Origin of the sequence: Pseudomonas sp. StFLB209, assembly GCF_000829415.1 — a bacterium.
In the GTDB taxonomy this organism is placed as follows: domain Bacteria; phylum Pseudomonadota; class Gammaproteobacteria; order Pseudomonadales; family Pseudomonadaceae; genus Aquipseudomonas.
This window is the reverse complement of record NZ_AP014637.1, coordinates 1,280,292-1,297,035: the sequence shown is the minus strand read 5'-3', so window position 1 is coordinate 1,297,035 and position 16,744 is coordinate 1,280,292. Positions and strand designations below refer to the sequence as shown.

30 protein-coding genes are annotated in these 16,744 nt (G+C 55.6%); all 30 read left to right on the top strand.

Translation table 11 applies throughout. From position 1 onward, the window contains the following. The first annotated feature begins 30 nt into the window (after positions 1-30). The 30 genes from tuf to PSCI_RS05900 all read left to right on the top strand — a co-directional run bounded on the left by tuf (position 31) and on the right by PSCI_RS05900 (position 16,692). Entirely contained in the window at positions 31-1,224 is a 1,194-nt protein-coding gene (tuf, locus tag PSCI_RS06040; RefSeq protein WP_045484144.1) for an elongation factor Tu, read from the top strand. A 140-nt stretch (positions 1,225-1,364) separates the two neighbouring features. After that, entirely contained in the window at positions 1,365-1,676 is a 312-nt protein-coding gene (rpsJ, locus tag PSCI_RS06035) for a 30S ribosomal protein S10 (protein ID WP_003186070.1), read from the top strand. Between the two features lie 81 nt (positions 1,677-1,757). Beyond that, positions 1,758-2,393 carry a 50S ribosomal protein L3 gene (gene rplC, locus PSCI_RS06030; RefSeq protein WP_045484141.1) on the top strand — a complete coding sequence of 212 codons (636 nt, stop codon included), beginning with the start codon at positions 1,758-1,760 and terminating at the stop codon, positions 2,391-2,393. Positions 2,394-2,405: 12 nt separating this feature from the next. Continuing rightward, complete coding sequence (gene rplD / locus PSCI_RS06025) at positions 2,406-3,008, top strand: 50S ribosomal protein L4 (RefSeq protein ID WP_045484138.1); 603 nt, start codon at positions 2,406-2,408, stop codon at positions 3,006-3,008. Further along, a complete protein-coding gene (gene rplW / locus PSCI_RS06020; RefSeq protein ID WP_045484135.1) occupies positions 3,005-3,304 on the top strand; it encodes a 50S ribosomal protein L23 in 300 nt (99 codons plus the stop codon). The genes rplD and rplW overlap by 4 nt, the downstream gene beginning before the upstream one ends. A gap of 14 nt (positions 3,305-3,318) precedes the next feature. Further along, positions 3,319-4,143, top strand: coding sequence for a 50S ribosomal protein L2 (rplB, locus tag PSCI_RS06015; protein ID WP_045484132.1), 825 nt, complete (start codon positions 3,319-3,321; stop codon positions 4,141-4,143). Between the two features lie 16 nt (positions 4,144-4,159). After that, on the top strand, positions 4,160-4,435 hold the full coding sequence (gene rpsS / locus PSCI_RS06010) for a 30S ribosomal protein S19 (protein WP_004883670.1): 276 nt from the start codon (positions 4,160-4,162) through the stop codon (positions 4,433-4,435). Between the two features lie 13 nt (positions 4,436-4,448). Then, positions 4,449-4,781 carry a 50S ribosomal protein L22 gene (gene rplV / locus PSCI_RS06005; protein ID WP_045484127.1) on the top strand — a complete coding sequence of 111 codons (333 nt, stop codon included), beginning with the start codon at positions 4,449-4,451 and terminating at the stop codon, positions 4,779-4,781. A gap of 13 nt (positions 4,782-4,794) precedes the next feature. Further along, on the top strand, positions 4,795-5,481 hold the full coding sequence (gene rpsC, locus PSCI_RS06000; protein ID WP_045484124.1) for a 30S ribosomal protein S3: 687 nt from the start codon (positions 4,795-4,797) through the stop codon (positions 5,479-5,481). 12 nt (positions 5,482-5,493) lie between these two features. After that, on the top strand, positions 5,494-5,907 hold the full coding sequence (gene rplP, locus PSCI_RS05995) for a 50S ribosomal protein L16 (RefSeq protein ID WP_009397508.1): 414 nt from the start codon (positions 5,494-5,496) through the stop codon (positions 5,905-5,907). Next, the gene (gene rpmC, locus PSCI_RS05990; RefSeq protein ID WP_002555481.1) at positions 5,907-6,098 is read left to right on the top strand and encodes a 50S ribosomal protein L29; all 192 of its coding nucleotides are present in this window, start codon (positions 5,907-5,909) and stop codon (positions 6,096-6,098) included. Before rplP ends, rpmC begins: the two co-directional genes overlap by 1 nt. Positions 6,099-6,100: 2 nt before the next feature. Next, a complete protein-coding gene (gene rpsQ / locus PSCI_RS05985; protein WP_045484121.1) occupies positions 6,101-6,367 on the top strand; it encodes a 30S ribosomal protein S17 in 267 nt (88 codons plus the stop codon). A gap of 23 nt (positions 6,368-6,390) precedes the next feature. Further along, complete coding sequence (rplN, locus tag PSCI_RS05980) at positions 6,391-6,759, top strand: 50S ribosomal protein L14 (protein WP_045484118.1); 369 nt, start codon at positions 6,391-6,393, stop codon at positions 6,757-6,759. Between the two features lie 11 nt (positions 6,760-6,770). Beyond that, complete coding sequence (gene rplX, locus PSCI_RS05975; RefSeq protein ID WP_045484115.1) at positions 6,771-7,085, top strand: 50S ribosomal protein L24; 315 nt, start codon at positions 6,771-6,773, stop codon at positions 7,083-7,085. Between the two features lie 20 nt (positions 7,086-7,105). Beyond that, positions 7,106-7,645, top strand: coding sequence for a 50S ribosomal protein L5 (gene rplE, locus PSCI_RS05970; protein WP_045484112.1), 540 nt, complete (start codon positions 7,106-7,108; stop codon positions 7,643-7,645). Positions 7,646-7,659: 14 nt separating this feature from the next. Continuing rightward, complete coding sequence (gene rpsN, locus PSCI_RS05965) at positions 7,660-7,965, top strand: 30S ribosomal protein S14 (protein ID WP_045484107.1); 306 nt, start codon at positions 7,660-7,662, stop codon at positions 7,963-7,965. Positions 7,966-8,174: 209 nt separating this feature from the next. After that, on the top strand, positions 8,175-8,567 hold the full coding sequence (gene rpsH / locus PSCI_RS05960; RefSeq protein ID WP_045484105.1) for a 30S ribosomal protein S8: 393 nt from the start codon (positions 8,175-8,177) through the stop codon (positions 8,565-8,567). Positions 8,568-8,579: 12 nt separating this feature from the next. Beyond that, the gene (gene rplF / locus PSCI_RS05955; RefSeq protein ID WP_045484102.1) at positions 8,580-9,113 is read left to right on the top strand and encodes a 50S ribosomal protein L6; all 534 of its coding nucleotides are present in this window, start codon (positions 8,580-8,582) and stop codon (positions 9,111-9,113) included. Positions 9,114-9,123: 10 nt separating this feature from the next. Next, the gene (gene rplR, locus PSCI_RS05950) at positions 9,124-9,474 is read left to right on the top strand and encodes a 50S ribosomal protein L18 (protein WP_002555473.1); all 351 of its coding nucleotides are present in this window, start codon (positions 9,124-9,126) and stop codon (positions 9,472-9,474) included. Between the two features lie 3 nt (positions 9,475-9,477). Next, positions 9,478-9,978 (top strand): 30S ribosomal protein S5, encoded by a 501-nt coding sequence (gene rpsE, locus PSCI_RS05945; RefSeq protein ID WP_045484099.1) that lies wholly within the window; start codon positions 9,478-9,480, stop codon positions 9,976-9,978. 2 nt (positions 9,979-9,980) lie between these two features. Further along, a complete protein-coding gene (gene rpmD / locus PSCI_RS05940; protein ID WP_045484089.1) occupies positions 9,981-10,157 on the top strand; it encodes a 50S ribosomal protein L30 in 177 nt (58 codons plus the stop codon). A 3-nt stretch (positions 10,158-10,160) separates the two neighbouring features. Next, positions 10,161-10,595, top strand: coding sequence for a 50S ribosomal protein L15 (gene rplO, locus PSCI_RS05935; protein ID WP_045484086.1), 435 nt, complete (start codon positions 10,161-10,163; stop codon positions 10,593-10,595). Next, positions 10,596-11,927, top strand: a complete 1,332-nt coding sequence (secY, locus tag PSCI_RS05930; protein WP_045484083.1) for a preprotein translocase subunit SecY — start codon at positions 10,596-10,598, stop codon at positions 11,925-11,927. A 28-nt stretch (positions 11,928-11,955) separates the two neighbouring features. Then, positions 11,956-12,072 carry a 50S ribosomal protein L36 gene (gene rpmJ / locus PSCI_RS28435; RefSeq protein WP_002555468.1) on the top strand — a complete coding sequence of 39 codons (117 nt, stop codon included), beginning with the start codon at positions 11,956-11,958 and terminating at the stop codon, positions 12,070-12,072. 130 nt (positions 12,073-12,202) lie between these two features. After that, entirely contained in the window at positions 12,203-12,559 is a 357-nt protein-coding gene (gene rpsM, locus PSCI_RS05925; RefSeq protein WP_045484080.1) for a 30S ribosomal protein S13, read from the top strand. A gap of 30 nt (positions 12,560-12,589) precedes the next feature. Beyond that, positions 12,590-12,979, top strand: coding sequence for a 30S ribosomal protein S11 (gene rpsK, locus PSCI_RS05920; protein WP_002555466.1), 390 nt, complete (start codon positions 12,590-12,592; stop codon positions 12,977-12,979). A gap of 18 nt (positions 12,980-12,997) precedes the next feature. Further along, the gene (gene rpsD / locus PSCI_RS05915; protein WP_045484076.1) at positions 12,998-13,618 is read left to right on the top strand and encodes a 30S ribosomal protein S4; all 621 of its coding nucleotides are present in this window, start codon (positions 12,998-13,000) and stop codon (positions 13,616-13,618) included. Between the two features lie 22 nt (positions 13,619-13,640). Continuing rightward, complete coding sequence (locus PSCI_RS05910) at positions 13,641-14,642, top strand: DNA-directed RNA polymerase subunit alpha (protein WP_045484073.1); 1,002 nt, start codon at positions 13,641-13,643, stop codon at positions 14,640-14,642. A gap of 41 nt (positions 14,643-14,683) precedes the next feature. Further along, positions 14,684-15,070 (top strand): 50S ribosomal protein L17, encoded by a 387-nt coding sequence (gene rplQ / locus PSCI_RS05905; RefSeq protein ID WP_045484071.1) that lies wholly within the window; start codon positions 14,684-14,686, stop codon positions 15,068-15,070. A 173-nt stretch (positions 15,071-15,243) separates the two neighbouring features. Next, positions 15,244-16,692: a catalase gene (locus PSCI_RS05900; RefSeq protein WP_045484068.1), complete on the top strand. Its 1,449-nt coding sequence runs from the start codon at positions 15,244-15,246 to the stop codon at positions 16,690-16,692. Positions 16,693-16,744 lie beyond the last annotated feature (52 nt).

The window sequence follows — 16,744 nt, the reverse complement described above, 5'->3', positions numbered from 1 at the left end:
TAACCCCCTTTAGGCTAGGAGTTCACTGTCGTGGCTAAAGAAAAATTTGAACGTAACAAACCGCACGTCAACGTTGGCACCATCGGTCACGTTGACCACGGTAAAACCACTCTGACCGCTGCTCTGACTCGCGTTTGCTCCGAGGTTTTCGGTTCGGCTAAAGTCGACTTCGACAAAATCGACAGCGCGCCAGAAGAAAAGGCTCGTGGTATCACCATCAACACTGCTCACGTAGAGTACGACTCTTCTGTTCGTCACTACGCGCACGTTGACTGCCCAGGTCACGCCGACTACGTCAAAAACATGATCACTGGTGCTGCCCAGATGGACGGCGCGATCCTGGTTTGCTCGGCTGCCGATGGCCCGATGCCACAAACTCGTGAGCACATCCTGCTGTCCCGTCAGGTTGGCGTTCCGTACATCGTTGTCTTCCTGAACAAGGCTGACATGGTTGACGACGCTGAGCTGCTGGAACTGGTCGAGATGGAAGTTCGCGACCTGCTGAGCACCTACGACTTCCCAGGTGATGACACTCCAATCATCATCGGTTCGGCTCTGATGGCTCTGAACGGCCAAGACGACAACGAAATGGGTACTTCGGCTGTCAAGAAGCTGGTTGAGACTCTGGACAGCTACATCCCAGAGCCTGAGCGTGCTATCGACAAGACCTTCCTGATGCCAATCGAAGACGTGTTCTCGATCTCCGGTCGTGGCACCGTGGTAACTGGTCGTGTTGAGCGTGGTATCGTTCGCATCCAGGAAGAAGTTGAAATCGTTGGTCTGCGTGACACCACCAAGACCACTTGCACCGGCGTTGAAATGTTCCGCAAGCTGCTGGACGAAGGCCGTGCTGGTGAGAACTGCGGCGTTCTGCTGCGTGGCACCAAGCGTGACGACGTTGAGCGTGGTCAGGTTCTGGCCAAGCCAGGCACCATCAAGCCTCACACCAAGTTCGTAGCTGAAGTCTACGTTCTGAGCAAGGAAGAGGGTGGTCGTCACACTCCTTTCTTCAAAGGCTACCGTCCTCAGTTCTACTTCCGTACTACTGACGTAACCGGTAACTGCGAACTGCCAGAAGGCGTTGAGATGGTGATGCCAGGTGACAACATCCAGATGGAAGTCACCCTGATCAAGCCAATCGCAATGGAAGACGGTCTGCGTTTCGCCATTCGTGAAGGCGGCCGTACCGTTGGTGCTGGCGTCGTTGCAAAAATCATCGCCTAATAAGCGATAGGTTGAAGAAGCCCCCGCCTAGCGGGGGCTTTTTTATTGGGTTGACACTATTCTGAAGCGTCTATAGAATTGCGCCTCCTTTAAACGGGCGTATTGCGCTCGTCGGGATAGCAATCGGAGTCTGGAATCCAATGCAAAATCAGCAAATCCGTATCAGGTTGAAGGCTTTTGACCATCGCCTGATCGACCAATCTACCCAGGAAATCGTGGAAACCGCGAAGCGTACTGGGGCACAGGTGCGTGGTCCTATTCCACTGCCTACCCGTAAGGAGCGGTTCACCGTTCTGGTTTCTCCGCACGTCAACAAAGACGCGCGCGACCAGTACGAAATCCGCACTCATAAGCGCGTCCTGGACATCGTCCAGCCAACGGATAAAACCGTTGACGCTCTGATGAAGCTTGATCTTGCGGCTGGCGTGGAAGTGCAGATCAGCCTCGGCTAAGACTTGGGTCTTGGTCGTGTAACGCTCTGAAATGGGCGGCCATAGCGGGTGAAAGCCCCGTACACTCATGAGGTTTACAACATGACTATTGGTGTAGTCGGTCGTAAGTGCGGTATGACCCGCATTTTTACCGAAGAAGGTGTCTCTATTCCGGTTACGGTCATTGAGATCGAGCCGAATCGCGTCACTCAGTTCAAAACTGAAGAAACTGATGGCTACCGTGCAGTGCAAGTCACTGTTGGTGAGCGTCGTGCTTCGCGCGTGACTGCTGCTCAGGCAGGTCACTTCGCCAAGGCGAACGTTGCCGCAGGTCGTACCGTTCTTGAATTCCGTCTTGAAGAAGGCGAGTACAAGGCTGGTGATCTGATCAACGCCGAAATCTTCGCTGCTGGTCAACTGGTCGACGTGACCGGTCAGTCCAAAGGTAAGGGTTTCGCGGGTACTATCAAGCGCTGGAATTTCCGCGGTCAAGATAACACCCACGGTAACTCCGTCTCCCACCGCGTCCCGGGCTCTATCGGCCAGTGCCAGACTCCTGGTCGTGTATTCAAGGGCAAGAAAATGTCCGGTCATATGGGCGCTGAGCGCGTGACCGTGCAATCCCTTGAAGTAGTGCGCGTGGACGCTGAACGCAATCTGTTGTTGGTCAAGGGCGCTGTTCCTGGCGCTACTGGCGGCAACCTGGTTGTACGTCCGGCAGCCAAGGCTCGCGGTTAAGGGGAAGCTGACATGCAATTAAATGTAAATGACGCTCAAGCCATCGAAGTTTCCGAACTGACATTTGGCGGCGAGTTCAACGAGACCCTGGTGCACCAGGCAGTCGTCGCCTACATGGCTGGCGGTCGTCAGGGCAGCAAGCAGCAAAAAACCCGTTCCGACGTCTCTGGTGGCGGTAAGCGCCCATGGCGTCAGAAAGGTACTGGCCGTGCTCGTGCCGGTACTATCCGTAGCCCGCTGTGGCGCGGCGGCGGTACCACTTTTGCTGCTCGTCCTCAGGATCACTCCCAGAAGCTCAACAAGAAGATGTACCGCGCAGCTCTGCGCTCCATCCTCGCTGAGCTGGTTCGTACCGACCGTCTGGTCGTGGTTCAGGACTTCGCTGTCGAAGCGCCGAAAACCAAGGACCTGCTGGGTAAACTGAACGGTCTGGGTCTGACCGACGTGCTGATCGTTTCCGACGCCGTTGACCAGAATCTGTACCTGGCTGCTCGCAACCTGCCACACGTCGATGTACGTGACGTGCAAGGTTCCGATCCGGTCAGTCTGATCGCATACGACAAGGTTCTGATTACCGTGTCGGCCGTGAAGAAATTCGAGGAGCTGCTGGGATGAACCAGGAACGCGTATTTAAAGTTCTGCTTGGCCCGCATGTTTCCGAGAAGGCCACAGTTCTGGCTGACAAGAAAGGTCAGTTCGTTTTCAAGGTTGCTACTGATGCAACCAAGCTGGAAATCAAGAAGGCCGTTGAAGTTCTGTTCGGCGTGAAAGTAGAGCGCGTGACTACCCTGAACGTTCTGGGTAAAAGCAAGCGCACTGCTCGCGGTCTGGGCAAACGCAATGACTGGAAGAAGGCAGTTATCTCCCTTCAGCCAGGCCAAGATCTCGATTTCAGCAGCAGTGCTGAGTAAGGAAGGGGTGCATCATGGCAATCGTTAAATGCAAACCGACTTCCCCTGGCCGCCGTTTCGTGGTCAAGGTGGTCAACCAGGGGCTGCACAAAGGCGCTCCTCACGCACCGCTGCTCGAGAAAAAATCGAAGTCTGGTGGTCGTAACAACAATGGTCGCATTACCACTCGTCACATCGGTGGTGGCCACAAGCAGCATTACCGTCTGGTCGACTTCCGTCGCAACGACAAGGATGGCATCGCTGCCATCGTTGAGCGTATCGAATACGACCCGAACCGTACTGCTCACATCGCCCTGCTGCGTTATGCAGATGGCGAGCGTCGCTACATCATCGCCCCTAAAGGCGTGAGTGCAGGCGACCAGCTGATCTCCGGTGCCCTGGCCCCAATCAAGGCCGGTAACACCCTGCAGCTGCGCAACATCCCGGTTGGTAGCACCATTCACGCTATCGAACTGAAGCCTGGCAAAGGTGCCCAGATCGCTCGTTCCGCTGGTGCTTCGGCTCAGCTGGTCGCTCGTGACGGCGTCTACGTGACCCTGCGTCTGCGCTCCGGCGAAATGCGCAAGGTTCTGGCCGAGTGCCGTGCGACCCTGGGTGAAGTCTCGAACTCCGAGCACAGCCTGCGTTCGCTGGGTAAAGCCGGTGCCAAGCGCTGGCGTGGCGTTCGCCCAACCGTTCGTGGTGTTGCCATGAACCCGGTTGACCACCCACATGGTGGTGGTGAAGGTCGTACCTCCGGTGGTCGTCATCCGGTATCGCCATGGGGCTTCCCAACCAAGGGTGCTAAAACCCGTGGTAATAAGCGTACCGACAAAATGATCGTCCGTCGTCGCAAGTAAATAGAGGGATACGACAGTGCCACGTTCTCTGAAAAAAGGTCCTTTTATTGATCTTCACCTACTGAAGAAGATCGAAGTGGCGGCGGAAAAGAACGATCGCAAACCAGTTAAGACCTGGTCTCGTCGTTCGATGATCCTGCCACAAATGGTCGGTCTGACCATCGCAGTACACAACGGCCGTCAGCACGTACCGGTTCTGGTAAGTGAAGATATGGTTGGCCATAAACTGGGCGAGTTTGCCGGTACCCGTACTTATCGCGGGCACGTGGCTGACAAGAAAGCCAAGCGTTAAGGGGTAAGGAACGATGGAAGTAGCCGCTAAGTTGTCGGGCGCTCGAATCTCCGCCCAGAAAGCCCGCTTGGTCGCCGACCAGATCCGCGGGAAGAAGGTGGGCGAAGCGCTCAACCTGTTGGCTTTCAGCAGTAAGAAAGCCGCTGAGATCCTGAAAAAATTGCTGGAGTCGGCCGTAGCCAACGCCGAGCATAACGAAGGCGCAGACGTTGATGACCTGAAGGTCTCGACTGTTTTCGTCAACGAAGGGCGTTCGCTGAAGCGCATCATGCCACGTGCCAAAGGCCGTGCTGATCGCATCGTCAAGCGGTCTTGCCATATCACTGTCAAGGTTGCTGACAAGTAACGGAGTCGAAGAGATGGGTCAGAAAGTACATCCCATTGGCATTCGCCTGGGAATCGTCAAGGAGCACACCTCCGTCTGGTACGCAGACGGTCGCACTTATGCAGACTACCTGCTGGCAGATCTGCAAGTGCGTGAGTACCTCCAGGACAAACTAAAAAGCGCGTCCGTTAGCCGTATCGATATTCATCGTCCGGCTCAGACAGCACGCATCACCATCCACACCGCTCGTCCCGGCATCGTGATCGGCAAGAAGGGTGAGGATGTTGAGAAACTGCGTCAGGACCTGACCAAGCAAATGGGTGTGCCTGTGCACATCAATATCGAAGAGATCCGCAAGCCGGAGCTCGACGGTATGCTGGTTGCCCAGAGCGTTGCTCAGCAGCTGGAGCGTCGTGTCATGTTCCGTCGCGCCATGAAGCGCGCCGTACAGAACGCTATCCGCATTGGTGCCAAAGGTATCAAGATTCAGGTTAGCGGTCGTCTCGGCGGTGCTGAAATCGCACGTACTGAATGGTATCGCGAAGGTCGTGTGCCTCTGCACACCCTGCGTGCCGACATCGACTATGCCACTTACGAAGCGCACACCACTTACGGTGTGATCGGTGTAAAGGTTTGGATCTTCAAAGGCGAAGTAATTGGTGGTCGCCAGGAAGAGCTGAAGCCGCAAGCACCAGCGCCTCGTAAAAAAGCTGCCAAGTAAGGGGTACGCCAAATGTTGCAACCAAAGCGTACGAAGTTCCGCAAGCAAATGACCGGCCACAACCGTGGTCTGGCTCTGCGCGGTAGCAAAGTCAGCTTCGGCGAGTTCGCGCTGAAAGCTGTAGCCCGCGGTCGTCTCACCGCCCGTCAGATCGAGTCGGCACGTCGTGCCCTGACCCGTCACGTAAAACGTGGCGGCAAGATCTGGATCCGTGTGTTCCCGGACAAGCCGGTTACCAAGAAGCCTCTCGAAGTGCGGATGGGTAAAGGTAAGGGTTCGGTTGAATACTGGGTTGCCCAGATCCAGCCAGGCAAAGTCCTGTACGAGATCGAGGGTGTTTCTGAAGAGTTGGCGCGTGAGGCTTTTGCCCTGGCTGCTGCGAAGCTGCCACTTGCCACCTCCTTTGTTAAGCGGACGGTGATGTGATGAAAGCGAATGAACTTCGTGAAAAATCAGCACAGCAACTGAACGAGCAACTGCTCGGCTTGCTGCGCGACCAGTTCAATCTGCGCATGCAGAAAGCAACTGGCCAGTTGGGGCAGTCGCACCTGCTCTCGCAAGTTAAGCGTGACATCGCTCGCGTGAAAACTGTGCTCAACCAGCAGGCAGGTAAGTGATCATGGCTGAAGCTGAAAAAACCGTCCGCACGCTGACTGGCCGTGTCGTCAGCGACAAGATGGACAAGACCATCACCGTATTGATCGAGCGTCGCGTAAAGCACCCGATCTACGGTAAATACGTTAAGCGTTCGACTAAGCTGCACGCGCATGACGAAACCAATCAGTGCCATATCGGCGACAAGGTCACTATTCGTGAAACTCGTCCGGTAGCCAAGACCAAGTCCTGGGCACTGGTTGAAATCGTCGAACGCGCTGTGGAAGTCTAAGGACTAGGGGTCGGAGAAATTATATGATTCAGACTCAATCCATGCTCGATGTGGCCGATAACAGCGGCGCTCGCCGCGTTATGTGCATCAAGGTGCTGGGTGGCTCCCATCGTCGTTACGCTGGTATCGGTGACATCATCAAAGTTACCGTCAAGGAAGCCATTCCTCGCGGTAAAGTGAAGAAAGGCCAGGTGATGACTGCTGTTGTAGTCCGCACCCGTCACGGCGTTCGCCGTGCAGACGGTTCGATCATTCGCTTCGATGGTAACGCTGCTGTTCTGTTGAACAACAAGCAAGAGCCGATCGGCACCCGTATCTTCGGGCCAGTGACTCGTGAACTTCGCGGTGAGAAGTTCATGAAGATCGTCTCGCTCGCCCCTGAAGTGCTGTAAGGAGATCCGACATGCAAAAGATTCGTCGTGACGACGAGATCATCGTGATCGCCGGCAAAGACAAAGGTAAGCGCGGTAAGGTGCTGAAGGTCCTCGCTGACAACCGTCTGGTTGTTGGTGGTGTGAACCTGGTGAAGCGTCATACCAAGCCGAACCCGATGTCGGGCGTTCAGGGCGGTATCGTCGAGAAAGAAGCGCCTCTGCACGCTTCCAACGTCGCCATTTTCAACGGCGAAACCAACAAGGCTGACCGCGTTGGTTTCAAAGTAGAAGACGGCAAAAAAATTCGTGTCTTCAAGTCGACCCAAAAAGCGGTTGATGCTTGAACACTGCTAGGTAGAAGACCATGGCACGACTGAAAGAGATTTACCGGAAGGATATCGCTCCCAAGCTTAAGGAAGAACTTAAGCTGGCGAACGTGATGGAAGTTCCGCGCGTTACCAAAATCACCCTGAACATGGGTCTGGGCGAAGCGGTCGGTGACAAGAAAGTCATCGAGCACGCTGTTGCTGACCTGGAAAAGATCACCGGTCAAAAGGCCGTTGTGACTTTCGCTCGCAAGTCGATTGCAGGTTTCAAGGTTCGTGAAGGTTGGCCGATTGGCGTGAAGGTTACTCTGCGCCGTGATCGTATGTACGAGTTCCTGGATCGTCTGCTGTCGATCTCCCTGCCTCGGGTTCGCGACTTCCGCGGCCTGAATGCCAAGTCCTTCGATGGTCGTGGCAACTACAGCATGGGCGTGAAAGAGCAGATCATTTTCCCGGAAATCGATTACGACAAGATCGATGCTCTGCGCGGTCTGGACATCACCCTGACCACCACTGCCAAGAACGACGACGAAGGCCGCGCCCTGCTGCGTGCTTTCAAGTTCCCGTTCCGTAACTGATTGGAGTCCGGATAATGGCCAAGACGAGCATGAAAAACCGTGAGCTGAAGCGTCAGCTCACCGTTGCCAAGTACGCCAAGAAGCGTGCCGAGCTGAAAGCTATCATCGTTGATCTGAACGCAAGTCCAGAAGCGCGTTGGGAAGCTACCGTAGCTCTGCAGAAGCAACCACGTGACGCCAGCGCTTCGCGCCTGCGTAACCGTTGCCGCCTGACTGGTCGTCCGCACGGCGTTTACCGCAAGTTCGGCCTCGGCCGTAACAAGCTGCGTGAAGCTGCCATGCGTGGTGACGTACCAGGTCTGGTGAAAGCCAGCTGGTAACACGTATCTCGACAACGGCGCCCGGTGGTTCTACCGCTGGTCGCTGGATGTTGCGAGACTGAATCAAGCCCCTTATGGGGCTTGATTCATTTCTGGGGGAAGACTAGAATTGCCGGCTCGCCTGAGCCCGTGTTTTTCTCTGCCCGGTTGTCTCGGCGAAATGTAGTAGCCGGAAGGCTAATTTTATCTGTATCAGGAGCGTCTAGCCCATGAGTATGCAGGACCCGTTAGCGGACATGCTAACTCGTATCCGTAATGCCCAGATGGCTGAAAAGCCCGTTGTGAGCATGCCATCTTCCAAGTTGAAGGTAGCTGTAGCCAAAGTTCTCAAAGACGAAGGTTACATTGCGGGTTATCAGGTCAGCAGTGAAGTCAAACCTTCGCTGTCCATTGAGCTGAAATATTTCGAAGGCCGTCCGGTCATCGAAGAAGTCAAACGCGTCAGCCGTCCAGGCCTGCGTCAGTACAAGTCCTCCGATGATCTGCCAAAAGTACGTGGCGGCCTCGGTGTGTCTATCGTCTCCACCAACAAAGGTGTGATGACTGATCGTGCTGCGCGCGCTGCCGGTGTCGGCGGCGAAGTGCTTTGCACTGTGTTCTAAGGGGGGATAACTATGTCACGCGTAGCGAAGAACCCCGTTAAGCTGCCATCGGGCGTCGAGATCAAACTCGCCGGCCAGCTGCTTTCCATCAAGGGCGCCAAAGGCACCCTCGAACTGAATGTCCACTCGTCCGTTGAAGTCGTTGAAGAAGCTGGTGAGCTGCGTTTTGCTGCTCGCAATGGCGATCAACAGACTCGCGCAATGGCCGGTACCACTCGCGCACTGGTCAATAACATGGTCCAGGGCGTTAGCCAAGGCTTCGAGCGCAAGCTCCAGCTGGTAGGTGTTGGTTACAAGGCTCAGGTAAAAGGCTCCGTCCTGAACCTGGCGCTTGGCTTCTCGCACCCAGTGGATTACGAATTGCCGAATGGCATCACCGCTGAGACTCCTAGCCAGACCGATATCCTGATTCGTGGTATCGACAAGCAGCTGGTTGGTCAGGTGGCCGCTGAGATCCGCGACTTCCGCCGTCCTGAGCCTTACAAAGGCAAAGGTGTGCGTTACGCAGACGAAGTCGTCCGTCGTAAAGAAGCCAAGAAGAAGTAGGGCATAGCAAATGACCGTCAAAAAAGTTACCCGACTGCGTCGCGCTCGCAAAGCACGCCTGAAAATGCACGAACTCGAAGTCGTTCGTCTCTGCGTGCACCGCTCTTCGCAGCACATCTATGCCCAGGTCATTTCGGCCGACGGCAGCAAAGTCCTGGCAAGCGCTTCGACTTTGGACAAAGAACTGCGTGATGGTGCCACTGGCAACATCGACGCGGCCACTAAGGTTGGCAAGCTGGTTGCTGAGCGCGCTAAAGCCGCTGGCGTATCGCAAGTTGCCTTCGACCGTTCTGGCTTCAAGTACCACGGCCGTGTCAAGGCGCTGGCTGATGCTGCTCGTGAAGGCGGGCTGGAGTTCTAAGTTATGGCAAATAACGATCAAAAACGCGACGAAGGCTACATCGAGAAGCTGGTTCAGGTTAACCGCGTTGCCAAGACCGTCAAAGGCGGTCGTATCTTCACCTTCACCGCGTTGACCGTGGTAGGTGATGGCAAGGGCCGTGTAGGCTTTGGCCGTGGCAAGTCCCGCGAAGTGCCTGCCGCCATCCAGAAAGCGATGGAAGCTGCTCGTCGCAACATGATTCAGGTTGACCTGAACGGCACCACTCTGCAGTACGCTACCAAGTCTGCTCATGGCGCCTCCAAGGTCTACATGCAGCCTGCTTCGGAAGGTACCGGTATCATCGCCGGTGGCGCGATGCGTGCTGTTCTGGAAGTTGCTGGTGTTCAGAACGTCCTGGCCAAGTGCTACGGCTCGACTAACCCTGTAAACGTGGTTCACGCCACTTTCAAGGGTCTGAAGGCTATGCAGTCTCCTGATTCCATCGCTGCCAAACGTGGCAAGCGCGTTGAGGAGATCATCTGATCATGGCTACCGTAAAAGTAACGCTGATCAAGAGCGTCGCTGGCCGTCTGCCTAACCACAAACTGTGCGTTAAGGGTCTGGGTCTGCGTCGCATCGGTCACACCGTAGAAGTCCAGGATACTCCCGAGAATCGCGGGATGATCAACAAGGCTTACTACCTGCTGCGCGTCGAGGGTTAATCGATGAAACTCAATGATCTGAGTCCAGCTCCGGGTTCCCGTCCCGTGAAGCATCGTCCAGGCCGTGGTATCGGTAGTGGCCTGGGCAAGACCGGTGGCCGTGGTCACAAAGGTCAGACTTCCCGTTCCGGTGGCACCATTGCCCCTGGTTTCGAGGGTGGTCAACAGCCTCTGCATCGCCGTCTGCCCAAGTTCGGTTTCGTTTCCCTGAAAGCCATGGACCGCGCAGAAGTGCGTCTGTCCGAGCTGGCCAAAGTGGAAGGCGACGTCGTAACTGTACAGACCCTGAAAGATGCCAACGTGATCAACCAGAACGTTCAGCGTGTGAAAATCATGCTGTCGGGCGAAGTTACTCGCGCTGTCACTATCAAGGGAATCGCCGTCACCAAAGGTGCACGTGCGGCTATCGAAGCAGCTGGCGGCAAGTTCGAGGAATAAATGGCTAAGCAAGGTGCTCTCTCAGCGCTCAGCAAAGGCGGACTGTCCGAGCTCTGGGCTCGACTGCGTTTTCTGTTCCTGGCGATTATCGTCTATCGGATCGGTGCGCATATCCCAGTGCCTGGTATCAATCCGGACCGGCTGGCGGAACTGTTTCGACAGAATGAGGGGACCATTCTTAGCTTGTTCAACATGTTCTCCGGTGGCGCGCTGGAGCGGATGAGCATCTTTGCATTGGGGATCATGCCGTACATTTCGGCATCGATCATCATGCAGCTGATGACCGCCGTCAGTCCGCAGCTGGAGCAGTTGAAGAAGGAAGGTGAAGCTGGCCGTCGCAAGATCAGCCAGTACACCCGCTATCTCACCGTCATCCTGGCTCTGGTTCAAGCTGTCGGCATGTCCGTCGGCCTGGCCGGTCAGGGTGTGGCGTTCGCTGCAGACTTCGGCTTCCACTTCGTGGCCGTTACCACCTTCGTGGCTGGTGCGATGTTCATGATGTGGCTGGGTGAGCAGATTACCGAGCGTGGTGTTGGTAACGGTATCTCGATGTTGATCTTCGCAGGTATCGTTGCTGGTCTTCCGAGGGCAATCGGGCAGTCTTTCGAGTCTGCACGTCAGGGCGATATCAACATTTTCGCGCTGGTTGCCATCGGTTTGCTGGCGGTAGCGATCATCGGTTTCGTGGTGTTCATTGAGCGTGGCCAGCGTCGTATTGCTGTGCACTACGCCAAGCGTCAGCAGGGCCGCAAGGTCTTCGCTGCACAGACCAGCCACTTGCCGCTGAAAGTGAACATGGCTGGTGTGATCCCGGCCATTTTTGCAAGCAGCATTCTGCTGTTCCCGGCTTCGCTGGGTTCCTGGTTCGGTCAGTCTGAAGGTTTGGGCTGGTTGCAGGACCTTTCGCAGTCGATCGCTCCTGGTCAGCCGTTGAACATTCTGCTGTTTAGTGCAGGGATCATTTTCTTCTGCTTCTTCTATACGGCGTTGATGTTCAATCCGAAAGACGTAGCGGAAAACCTGAAAAAGTCCGGTGCCTTTATTCCGGGCATTCGTCCAGGCGAGCAGTCGGCGCGCTACATTGATGGCGTTTTGACCCGTTTGACCCTGTTCGGTGCTCTTTATATGACGGCCGTTTGCTTGCTTCCCCAGTTCCTGGTGGTGGCTGCCAACGTTCCGTTCTACCTTGGCGGGACCTCGTTGCTGATCGTGGTCGTGGTTGTGATGGACTTCATGTCGCAAGTACAATCGCACCTCGTTTCGCACCAGTATGAATCCCTGATGAAGAAAGCCAACCTGAAGGGCTACGGCGGCAGCGGCATGCTGCGCTGAGAGACCCATAAGGTTCGAGGAGTTGGTGATGAAAGTTCGTGCATCGGTGAAAAAGCTGTGCCGTAACTGCAAAATTATTCGCCGCGAAGGTGTTGTTCGAGTAATTTGCAGCGCGGAACCACGTCATAAGCAGCGCCAAGGCTGATTGTGAGCTGTGCTTAAGCCCAGCAGCTAGTGTGCTGCTGGGTTGATTAATTGTTACTACAGCGATATTATCTCGCGCCCTATTTCTTGGCTTCCGGGGCGTAGGTAGCTGTCAACTGGAGTCCCACTGAATGGCCCGTATTGCAGGCGTTAACATTCCAGATAACAAGCATACTGTTATCTCGCTGACCTACATCTATGGTGTTGGTCGCACTACTGCACAGAAAATCTGTGCAGATGCCGGCGTAAACCCGGCTGTAAAAATCAAGGATCTGAGCGACGAGCAGATCGAACAGCTGCGTGGCGAAGTGGCGAAGATCACCACTGAAGGTGACCTGCGTCGCGAAATAAACATGAAAATCAAGCGCTTGATGGACTTGGGCTGCTACCGCGGTCTGCGTCACCGTCGCGGTCTGCCAGTACGCGGTCAGCGTACCAAGACCAACGCACGTACTCGCAAAGGTCCGCGTAAGCCGATCCGCAAGTAATCGCTCCAGCGTTTCGACAGGAAATTAGTCATGGCAAAACCTGCTGCTCGTCCTCGTAAAAAAGTTAAAAAGACAGTGGTTGATGGCATCGCCCACATCCATGCGTCTTTTAACAACACCATCGTCACCATTACCGATCGTCAAGGTAACGCCCTGTCCTGGGCTACCTCCGGCGGTTCGGGTTTCCGTGGTTCGCGTAAGTCCACCCCGTTCGCTGCTCAGGTAGCTGCCGAGCGTGCTGGTCAAGCCGCGCTGGAATACGGTCTCAAGAACCTCGACGTCAACGTCAAGGGTCCAGGCCCAGGTCGTGAGTCCGCTGTTCGCGCTCTGAACGGCTGTGGCTATAAGATCGCCAGCATCACCGACGTGACACCAATCCCGCACAACGGGTGCCGTCCGCCGAAGAAGCGCCGCGTGTAATCCAGGAGACTGTAAGAAATGGCTCGTTACATTGGTCCAAAATGCAAACTTGCTCGTCGTGAAGGCACTGACCTTTTCCTGAAGAGCGGTGTGCGCGCACTCGAATCCAAGTGCAACATCGAAGCAGCCCCAGGTATCCACGGCCAGCGCCGTGGCCGTCAGTCCGACTACGGCACCCAGCTGCGTGAAAAGCAAAAAGTACGTCGTATCTACGGTGTTCTCGAGCGTCAGTTCAGCGGCTACTACAAGCAAGCCGCTAGCAAGAAAGGTGCAACCGGTGAAAACCTGCTGCAACTGCTCGAATGCCGTCTGGACAACGTTGTATACCGCATGGGCTTCGGCTCGACTCGTGCTGAATCCCGTCAACTGGTTTCGCACAAGTCGATCAGCGTCAATGGTCAGACTGTAAACATTCCTTCGTACCAAGTACGTGCCGGCGACGTTGTTGCTGTCCGTGAAAAGGCGAAGAACCAGCTGCGTATTGGCCAGGCTCTTGAACTGTGTGCCCAACGTGGCCGCGTAGAATGGGTAGACGTAGACACTGAGAAGAAGTCGGGCGTTTTCAAAAGCGTTCCTGCTCGCAGTGATCTATCCGCCGACATCAACGAAAGCCTGATTGTCGAGCTCTACTCCAAGTAAGGGCTAGAAAATAGGTGCATCCATGCAGATTTCGGTAAATGAGTTTCTGACACCACGTCACATCGACGTTCAGGTTGTCAGTCCAACCCGCGCCAAGATTACGCTCGAGCCTCTCGAGCGTGGTTTCGGCCATACCCTGGGCAATGCGTTGCGTCGCATCTTGTTGTCCTCCATGCCCGGCTGTGCAGTAGTCGAGGCCGAGATCGACGGTGTACTCCACGAGTACAGCGCGATCGAAGGTGTACAGGAAGACGTCATTGAAATCCTGTTGAACCTCAAAGGCCTGGCTATCAAGCTGCACGGTCGAGACGAAGTTACGCTGACCTTGTCGAAAAAGGGTTCGGGGGTGGTTACCGCTGCCGATATTCAGCTGGATCATGATGTCGAGATCGTTAACCCCGATCACGTAATCGCTAACCTGGCGTCCAACGGCGTCCTGAACATGAAGCTCACCGTAGCTCGTGGTCGTGGTTATGAGCCGGCCGACTCGCGTCAGAGCGATGAAGACGAAAGCCGTAGCATTGGCCGTCTTCAGCTGGACGCTTCGTTCAGCCCGGTCCGTCGTATCGCATACGTGGTGGAAAACGCCCGTGTCGAACAGCGTACCAACCTGGACAAGCTGGTTATTGATCTGGAAACCAACGGTACTCTGGATCCTGAAGAGGCTATCCGCCGTGCTGCAACCATTCTGCAACAGCAGTTGGCTGCGTTCGTCGACCTCAAAGGTGACAGTGAGCCTGTTGTAATCGAACAGGAAGACGAGATCGATCCGATCCTGCTTCGTCCGGTTGACGATTTGGAACTGACCGTGCGTTCGGCCAACTGCCTGAAGGCGGAGAACATCTACTACATCGGTGATCTGATTCAGCGCACCGAAGTAGAGCTGTTGAAAACTCCGAACCTGGGCAAGAAGTCCCTGACTGAAATCAAGGACGTTTTGGCCTCCCGCGGTTTGTCACTCGGCATGCGCCTCGACAACTGGCCGCCGGCAAGTCTTAAGAAGGACGACAAGGCCACGGCCTGATCGTCGTAATCACCGAACGCGAGTTTGGTAAGGAATGAACCATGCGTCATCGTAAAAGTGGTCGTCACCTGAGCCGCACCAGCGCGCACCGCAAGGCCATGTTTCAAAACATGGCAGTGTCGCTGTTCGAGCACGAGCTGATCAAAACTACCCTGCCAAAAGCCAAAGAACTGCGCCGCGTTGCCGAGCCGCTGATCACTCTGGCCAAGGAAGACAGCGTTGCCAACCGTCGTCTGGCTTTCGACCGTACTCGTTCGAAGTCCGCTGTAGGCAAACTGTTCAACGATCTGGGCAAGCGCTATGCAACCCGTCCGGGTGGCTACCTGCGTATCCTGAAGTGCGGTTTCCGCGCTGGCGACAACGCGCCAATGGCGTACGTCGAGCTGGTTGATCGTCCAGTCGGTGCTGCTGCTGTAGATGCCGAGTAAGACGTCAGTCTGATCACAAGAAACCGGGCCTAGTGCCCGGTTTTTTGTTGTCTGTAGATTGGTAATTGCTATCAACGTTTAACAAGCAATCAATTTACCCTTGTAACGAATATGGACAATACTCTTCCTCAAGCCGTTTAAACGGATGCTTCAATGCCTGAGGAGGATTACCGATGAGCCAGACCAAGACCCTTACCACCGCAAGCGGCGCACCTGTTGCTGACAACCAGAACTCTCGCTCGGCAGGCCCTCGCGGCCCATTGTTGCTCGATGACTTCCACCTGATCGAGAAGCTCGCGCATTTCAACCGTGAGAACATCCCTGAGCGCCGTGTACACGCCAAAGGCTCGGGCGCGCATGGCACCTTTACGGTTACCCGCGACATCACTCAGTACACCAGCGCCAAGCTGTTCGAGGCGGTGGGCAAGCAGACCCCGATTTTCCTGCGTTTTTCTACTGTCGGTGGCGAGCGTGGCTCGGCCGACACAGAGCGTGACCCACGCGGCTTTGCGCTGAAGTTCTACACCGAAGAAGGCAACTGGGACATCGTCGGCAACAATACGCCGGTGTTCTTCATTCGTGACCCGCTCAAATTCCCGGACTTTATCCACACCCAGAAGCGCTTGCCGCAAAGTAACCTGAAAAGCGCGCAGATGATGTGGGACTTCTGGTCGCATTCGCCTGAGGCGCTGCACCAGGTCACTATTCTGTTTTCCGATCGCGGCATCCCGGATGGCTACCGCCATATGCACGGCTTCGGCAGCCATACCTACAGCCTGATCAGCGCTGCCGGTGAGCGGCATTGGGTGAAATGGCACTACAAGACCAGACAAGGCATCAAGAACCTTGCGCCGGCCGATGCTGCACGCATTGCCGGTACCGATCCTGACTACGCACAGCGCGATCTGTTCGAAGCCATTGAGCGCGGTGATTTCCCGAAATGGCAGGTCTGCATCCAGATCATGACCGAACAACAGGCCAATCAGCATCACGAGAACCCGTTCGACGTGACCAAGACCTGGTCGCAGAAGGAGTTCCCGCTGATCGAGGTCGGTGAGCTGGAGCTGAACCGCAACCCGCTGAACTATTTTGCCGAGGTCGAGCAGGCGGCATTTGGACCGAGCAACATGGTTCCAGGCGTTGGTCTGTCGCCAGACCGTATGCTGCAGGGCCGCGTGTTTGCCTATGCCGACGCGCATCGCTACCGGGTAGGCACCAACCATCAGCACCTGCCCATCAATGCGGCCAAGAGCCCGGTGAACACCTATCAGCGCGATGGCGCCATGGCCTATGGTGACAACGGTGGCGCTGCTCCGAATTACGAGCCCAACAGCTATGGCGATGCCCCTAAGCAGTCGCCGCGTTACGCAGAGCCGGCGCTGGCGCTCAGTGGCGCTGCGGACCGTCATGATCACCGTGAGGACACTGACTACTACAGCCAGGCCGGCAAGCTGTTCAACCTGATGAATGATGAGCAGAAAGCGTTGCTGATCAACAACATTGCCGGCGCCATGGCCGGGGTCAGCAGCGACGTTGTGCAGCGCCAGCTACAGCACTTCTACAAGGCTGACCAAGCTTATGGTGAAGGCATTGCCAAGGCGTTGGGTGTAACCGTTAGCTAAGTAATAGTGATAAACAGAACCGCCCTCATTTGGGCGGTTTTTCGCTTCTTGA

Excerpts from the sequence above, each read along its gene's own strand:
- PSCI_RS05910 (WP_045484073.1), top strand. The coding sequence starts at position 13,641 with ATGCAGATTTCGGTAAATGAGTTTCTGACACCACGTCACATCGACGTT.
- rplD (WP_045484138.1), top strand. The coding sequence starts at position 2,406 with ATGCAATTAAATGTAAATGACGCTCAAGCCATCGAAGTTTCCGAACTG.
- rpsJ (WP_003186070.1), top strand. The coding sequence starts at position 1,365 with ATGCAAAATCAGCAAATCCGTATCAGGTTGAAGGCTTTTGACCATCGC.
- rpmD (WP_045484089.1), top strand. The coding sequence starts at position 9,981 with ATGGCTACCGTAAAAGTAACGCTGATCAAGAGCGTCGCTGGCCGTCTG.
- rpsN (WP_045484107.1), top strand. The coding sequence starts at position 7,660 with ATGGCCAAGACGAGCATGAAAAACCGTGAGCTGAAGCGTCAGCTCACC.
- rplB (WP_045484132.1), top strand. The coding sequence starts at position 3,319 with ATGGCAATCGTTAAATGCAAACCGACTTCCCCTGGCCGCCGTTTCGTG.
- rpsM (WP_045484080.1), top strand. The coding sequence starts at position 12,203 with ATGGCCCGTATTGCAGGCGTTAACATTCCAGATAACAAGCATACTGTT.
- secY (WP_045484083.1), top strand. The coding sequence starts at position 10,596 with ATGGCTAAGCAAGGTGCTCTCTCAGCGCTCAGCAAAGGCGGACTGTCC.
- rplR (WP_002555473.1), top strand. The coding sequence starts at position 9,124 with ATGACCGTCAAAAAAGTTACCCGACTGCGTCGCGCTCGCAAAGCACGC.
- rpsE (WP_045484099.1), top strand. The coding sequence starts at position 9,478 with ATGGCAAATAACGATCAAAAACGCGACGAAGGCTACATCGAGAAGCTG.
- rplX (WP_045484115.1), top strand. The coding sequence starts at position 6,771 with ATGCAAAAGATTCGTCGTGACGACGAGATCATCGTGATCGCCGGCAAA.
- rpsK (WP_002555466.1), top strand. The coding sequence starts at position 12,590 with ATGGCAAAACCTGCTGCTCGTCCTCGTAAAAAAGTTAAAAAGACAGTG.
- rpsD (WP_045484076.1), top strand. The coding sequence starts at position 12,998 with ATGGCTCGTTACATTGGTCCAAAATGCAAACTTGCTCGTCGTGAAGGC.
- PSCI_RS05900 (WP_045484068.1), top strand. The coding sequence starts at position 15,244 with ATGAGCCAGACCAAGACCCTTACCACCGCAAGCGGCGCACCTGTTGCT.
- rplQ (WP_045484071.1), top strand. The coding sequence starts at position 14,684 with ATGCGTCATCGTAAAAGTGGTCGTCACCTGAGCCGCACCAGCGCGCAC.
- rpmJ (WP_002555468.1), top strand. The coding sequence starts at position 11,956 with ATGAAAGTTCGTGCATCGGTGAAAAAGCTGTGCCGTAACTGCAAAATT.
- rpmC (WP_002555481.1), top strand. The coding sequence starts at position 5,907 with ATGAAAGCGAATGAACTTCGTGAAAAATCAGCACAGCAACTGAACGAG.
- rplC (WP_045484141.1), top strand. The coding sequence starts at position 1,758 with ATGACTATTGGTGTAGTCGGTCGTAAGTGCGGTATGACCCGCATTTTT.
- rpsC (WP_045484124.1), top strand. The coding sequence starts at position 4,795 with ATGGGTCAGAAAGTACATCCCATTGGCATTCGCCTGGGAATCGTCAAG.
- rplW (WP_045484135.1), top strand. The coding sequence starts at position 3,005 with ATGAACCAGGAACGCGTATTTAAAGTTCTGCTTGGCCCGCATGTTTCC.
- rplP (WP_009397508.1), top strand. The coding sequence starts at position 5,494 with ATGTTGCAACCAAAGCGTACGAAGTTCCGCAAGCAAATGACCGGCCAC.
- rplO (WP_045484086.1), top strand. The coding sequence starts at position 10,161 with ATGAAACTCAATGATCTGAGTCCAGCTCCGGGTTCCCGTCCCGTGAAG.
- rplV (WP_045484127.1), top strand. The coding sequence starts at position 4,449 with ATGGAAGTAGCCGCTAAGTTGTCGGGCGCTCGAATCTCCGCCCAGAAA.
- rplE (WP_045484112.1), top strand. The coding sequence starts at position 7,106 with ATGGCACGACTGAAAGAGATTTACCGGAAGGATATCGCTCCCAAGCTT.
- rplF (WP_045484102.1), top strand. The coding sequence starts at position 8,580 with ATGTCACGCGTAGCGAAGAACCCCGTTAAGCTGCCATCGGGCGTCGAG.
- rpsH (WP_045484105.1), top strand. The coding sequence starts at position 8,175 with ATGAGTATGCAGGACCCGTTAGCGGACATGCTAACTCGTATCCGTAAT.
- rpsQ (WP_045484121.1), top strand. The coding sequence starts at position 6,101 with ATGGCTGAAGCTGAAAAAACCGTCCGCACGCTGACTGGCCGTGTCGTC.
- rplN (WP_045484118.1), top strand. The coding sequence starts at position 6,391 with ATGATTCAGACTCAATCCATGCTCGATGTGGCCGATAACAGCGGCGCT.